The following is a 3,424-nucleotide window of genomic DNA, read 5'->3' as shown; positions in this document are numbered from 1 at the left end:
ACCTTGAGCATTGCCGCACATAACGTCGCCACACAGCGGGAGGTCCAACGCCAACTGGGATGTTGCCTTATACGACTGCAACAGTACGAACACGCCGTTAAGGAATTGGTGGCGCTCCACGACATAGCTCTAGGGTCCGGACAGATCGAGGGGTCATTGGACTCGCGTCGCGACATGGTGGCGAACAAAACGCTGGGGCAGGTGGTGGGAAGCTTGTTTGACAACCATATCGTCCCCGAAGGCTTCGAAGATGCGAGCAGCGATGACGAACTCGTTTCTCTCGGCGGTATTGCGGTACGCATGAAGTTTCGGCTTCAACTGTCGCGAACGGACTATGAGACGGCAAAGAAAGACATTGCTGATCTCGTCCACTTACGAAATAGACTGGTTCATCAGTTCATCCAACAATTCGATCTTTGGACCGCTGCGGGCTGCGAAGCCGCACTTGCTGATCTTGAAGTTTCTTCAAGGCGTATCGAAACCTGCATATCACAGCTACAGATATGGAGAGAATGGCTCGACCAGTCGCTCCAGAATGCTGCTGCGTTCGTGCGTTCGGACGAATTCCAGAATGCCATTGTCCTAGGCATTCTTCCTGACGGCACAGTCGCATGGCCTATCGCGGCCGTGGCAGAGAAGTTACGCGATGCGTGGAGATCGGTATCTGTCGATGGATGGGCCGTGGTGAGCGAAGCTGGTGAATGGGTCACTGCGCGGTATCCGGACCTGACCGCTGAGAGACATGGCTGCAGCAGCTGGCGCCAAGTTCTGCACGAATCACGCCAGTTCGACCTGAGGTACTTTCAGATCGGAGACAGACGATTAGCCTGCTATCGCCCTCGGGCTGAGAGTGACCACAAATGATGAAATCAACGCTTTGAGCGCCTCTAGAATCCGCGTGCGCTGCGCTTGCCGGGGCTACCCCTTCTAGCTTCCGGCGCCCAGCTCCAACTGCGTCAGATACAACCGAAGATCGAACTCCAGCTGGTGATAGTCCGGCTCCATGTGCGTGCATAGCTGGTAGAACGCCTTGTTGTGGTCCGCTTCCTTCAGGTGCGCGAGTTCGTGCACGGCGATCATCTTCAGGAACTCGGCGGGCGCGTCGCGGAACACGGTGGCGATGCGGATTTCGCGGCTGGCCTTCAGCCGGCTTCCCTGTACGCGTGAGATCGTGGTGTGGGTGCCCAGTGCATGCTTCATCACCTGCAGCGTGCTGTCGTACACCACCTTGCCCAGCGGCACCGAGCGGCGCAGGTACTGTTCCTTCAGCGCCTGCACGTAGGCGTACAGCTGGCCGTCGCTGCGGATGGCATGGGCGTGGGGATACTTCTTCGCCAGCATCGGGGTCAGCCCTTCCTGCGTGATCAGCGCGCGCACGCGTGCCTGCAGGTCCTGCGGGTAGCCGGCGAGGTACTTTAGCGTGTCCATCGGACGGGGGCGGGCATGGCGTGGCAAGTGGGAACGGCGAGTATGATGCCGCGAAAACACCACGAAGCACCGACGACATGGCGAAGGGAAATCCCCTGCAGGAACAACTGCTGAAGGCCGGGCTGGTCAAGAAATCCAAGCTGGCCGAGGTCGCGCGCGAGCAGAACAAGGCGCGACACGCCAAGGGATCTGCCGCGCCGAACGAGATCCAGCGCGAGGCCGAGCGCGCGCGCGCGGAGAAAGCCGAACGCGACCGCGCCCTCGAAGCTGAGCGCAAGGCGCAGGCCCGCGCCGCTGAACTGCGCGCACAGGCGCGGCAGATCGTCGCCGATCGCAAGGTCCCGCGTAGTGGCGAGATCGAATACCGGTTCACCGTGGATGGCGCCATCCGCACCGTGCTGGTCAACGACGACCTGAAGAAGAAACTGTCGGCCGGCGTGCTGGTGATCGCGCGTATCGACGACCGCTACGAACTGCTGCCACGCGTGGCCGCCGACAAGGTCCGTGAGCGCGATGCCGCCATGATCGTGCTCGACCATGGTCAACGTGGCGAGGCCGAGTCGGCGACTTCGGAGGAGGATGACTACTACGCGCAGTTCAAGGTCCCCGACGACCTGGTGTGGTGACGCCCGRCCCTCCACGCCGGGCTTGACGACCCGTGTAGGGTGGAATGAGACCCCCTGCGGAGACCGCCATGCAGCAGCACGAACTCGATGCCCTCTTCGACCAGCAGGCCGCCGGCTACGATGCGCGCTGGGTGCGGATGGCGCCGATCCGCGAAAGTCTGCTGTTCCTGATGGAAACGGTGTTCGCGGACCTGCCGGAGAATGCGCGCGTGCTGTGCGTGGGGGCCGGCACCGGTGCCGAGATCGCCCACTTCGCGCGGCGCTTTCCGCGCTGGACGTTCGTCGCCCTGGATCCGTCGACACAGATGATCGCCGCCTGCCGCGCACGCGCCGAGCGCGAAGGCTTCGCCGACCGCTGCTCCTTCCATGCCGGCGTGGTCGACACCTTGCCGGACGACGCGGCATTCGATGGCGCGACCTGCCTGCTGGTTTCGCAATTCCTGCTGGATCCTGACGCGCGCACTGCCTTCTTCGGCGCGATCGCGCGCCGCCTTTACGCGGGCGGCACGCTGGCCTGGGCCGACCTTGCGTGGGACACCGAGGCGGCCGATTACCCCGCGATGCTGCGCCTGTGGATGGCGACCATGTCCGGGGCTGGCCTGGACGATGGCGCGCTCGAGCAGATCCGGGCCAACTACGCGCGCGATGTCGCCATCCTGCCGCCAGACCGCGTCGCCGCGCTGGCGGAGACCGGCGGTTTCCCGTCGCCCCTGCGCTTCCACCAGGCCGGCATGATCCACGGCTGGTACGCCCGCACGCCGCGCTAGGATTGTTCGCCGCCCAGGCAGCCGTCCCCACGGAGATCCCATGCGCCTGACCTGCCTGCCGCTCGCGTTGTCGCTTCTGGTGACGCCCGCCGTCGCGCGGGACGCCTCGACCGCCGTGACGCCTGCGGTGGAAGACACCGGCACGCTGGCCGATGCGCCCTACCGCATCGACATTCCGGCCGACTGGAATGGCGAACTGATCGTGCTGGCGCATGGCTTCGAGCCGGTCGGCGTGCCACGTGCATCGCCGTGGACGAGGGTTCAAACGTAGCGCGGGGATCGCGCGCTGCGACGATCGGTCACGCCACGCGCGGCGCCCGCATGCCGACAATGCAGGCCTTCGCCGCCAGTGCCTTCCTCGATGATTCCGTCGCTGTACCTTGCCGGTCCCGACATCTTCCGTCCCGATGCCGTGGCGCGGGGTGAAGAATTGAAAAGGCTGTGCGCACGCTACGGGTTCGAAGGCCTGTTCCCGCTGGATGTGCAGGTGGCCGGACRGGCGACCGGCGACCCGCTCGACACCGCACGCTGGATCTACCGCGCCGACGTGGGCCTGCTCGACGCTGCCGACGCCGTGCTGGCCAACCTCGACTTCTTCCGTGG

At 64.3% G+C, this 3,424-nt stretch carries 6 protein-coding genes; 5 read left to right on the top strand and 1 reads right to left on the bottom strand.

Annotation, left to right across the window (positions count from 1 at the left end):
• Nucleotides 1-864: OST-HTH/LOTUS domain-containing protein (locus AC04L7_RS14860; protein WP_475513298.1), on the top strand; the 864-nt coding region annotated here is incomplete at its 5' end.
• Nucleotides 865-927: 63 nt separating this feature from the next.
• Here the strand turns inward: AC04L7_RS14860 and AC04L7_RS14855 are convergent.
• Nucleotides 928-1,428, bottom strand: coding sequence for a YgjP-like metallopeptidase domain-containing protein (locus AC04L7_RS14855; protein ID WP_435995858.1), 501 nt, complete (start codon nucleotides 1,426-1,428; stop codon nucleotides 928-930).
• A 77-nt stretch (nucleotides 1,429-1,505) separates the two neighbouring features.
• Between AC04L7_RS14855 and AC04L7_RS14850 the strand changes: the two genes are divergently transcribed.
• The 4 genes from AC04L7_RS14850 to AC04L7_RS14835 form a co-directional block, all read left to right on the top strand.
• Nucleotides 1,506-2,054 carry a DUF2058 domain-containing protein gene (locus tag AC04L7_RS14850; RefSeq protein WP_435995856.1) on the top strand — a complete coding sequence of 183 codons (549 nt, stop codon included), beginning with the start codon at nucleotides 1,506-1,508 and terminating at the stop codon, nucleotides 2,052-2,054.
• Nucleotides 2,055-2,122: 68 nt separating this feature from the next.
• Entirely contained in the window at nucleotides 2,123-2,821 is a 699-nt protein-coding gene (locus AC04L7_RS14845; RefSeq protein ID WP_435995854.1) for a class I SAM-dependent methyltransferase, read from the top strand.
• 40 nt (nucleotides 2,822-2,861) lie between these two features.
• The gene (locus tag AC04L7_RS14840) at nucleotides 2,862-3,092 is read left to right on the top strand and encodes a hypothetical protein (RefSeq protein WP_435995852.1); all 231 of its coding nucleotides are present in this window, start codon (nucleotides 2,862-2,864) and stop codon (nucleotides 3,090-3,092) included.
• A gap of 90 nt (nucleotides 3,093-3,182) precedes the next feature.
• A partial coding sequence (locus AC04L7_RS14835) for a nucleoside 2-deoxyribosyltransferase (protein ID WP_475513297.1) occupies nucleotides 3,183-3,424 on the top strand: 242 nt, incomplete at its 3' end.

It is taken from the genome of Pseudoxanthomonas sp. LjRoot204_2, assembly GCF_056175765.1.
The sequence above is the reverse complement of the archived record's forward strand: the minus strand, read 5'-3'. Positions and strand labels throughout refer to the sequence as shown.

Excerpts from the sequence above, each read along its gene's own strand:
- AC04L7_RS14855 (WP_435995858.1), bottom strand. The coding sequence starts at position 1,428 with ATGGACACGCTAAAGTACCTCGCCGGCTACCCGCAGGACCTGCAGGCA.
- AC04L7_RS14840 (WP_435995852.1), top strand. The coding sequence starts at position 2,862 with ATGCGCCTGACCTGCCTGCCGCTCGCGTTGTCGCTTCTGGTGACGCCC.
- AC04L7_RS14850 (WP_435995856.1), top strand. The coding sequence starts at position 1,506 with ATGGCGAAGGGAAATCCCCTGCAGGAACAACTGCTGAAGGCCGGGCTG.
- AC04L7_RS14845 (WP_435995854.1), top strand. The coding sequence starts at position 2,123 with ATGCAGCAGCACGAACTCGATGCCCTCTTCGACCAGCAGGCCGCCGGC.